The sequence below is a fragment of the Desulfovibrio sp. genome (assembly GCF_018379785.1).
Classification (GTDB): Bacteria; Desulfobacterota; Desulfovibrionia; order Desulfovibrionales; family Desulfovibrionaceae; genus Desulfovibrio.
On the sequence record NZ_JAGZUV010000070.1, the window covers coordinates 1 to 712 of the forward strand.

At 27.4% G+C, this 712-nt stretch carries 1 protein-coding gene; it reads left to right on the forward strand.

The features are described 5' to 3' along the window. Positions 1-549: hypothetical protein (locus tag KH208_RS12885; RefSeq protein ID WP_291436947.1), on the forward strand; the 549-nt coding region annotated here is incomplete at its 5' end. Positions 550-712: the final 163 nt, after the last annotated feature.

Below are 712 nucleotides of genomic sequence, written 5' to 3' on the forward strand. Positions count from 1 at the left end.
TATTACACGGAAAGTTTTTTATGCCGGGATTTCAGCTTCGGATCAGGTTCATTTTTGTCTTCCGGAAAGTGGAATCGTCGTTATTCCACAGTCAGCGATAATAATGGAAACTATAAAATAGAAGTACCAATAGAAATGCAGAGTTTCTTTTGCAAATGGGTAAACCAAGGCATACTTATTTATTTTGCCCAAAAATCAGCAAACACTGAAGATAGGTCGCAATGGAACGAAATTATAGATATTTATTTTGATGGAAACAAGAAAGAAAATCAATCAGACGTCGAATGCATATCAACATACTATATATCAAATCTTGCCAATAAAAAAAATATATATAAAATAATCTGTAGAAATAAAGATACATACAATAAATATGAACAGATACTAGAGAAATACGCCAATGTTGTTTTTAATAGTAGTGAAACCAATTTATATCTTAATATAAGAGTTAAAAATGGTCCTATATATAAACTTATGAATGATGAAACCAAAGAAATTCAGCATCTCTGGGATGAATTTGATGCTTATTATAAAATATATAGTAAATAATAAAATTGCAATTTATACAATTAAACATGCTTTAAATGACATATTAATTACGCTATTAAAATGTATTATAAAATTAATTTTTTCAATAACAAAAACTATACTATCTATTCAATTTAATTTTGTCTTTCCTATCCACAGCTATAATACTCGATCACCTTACAGA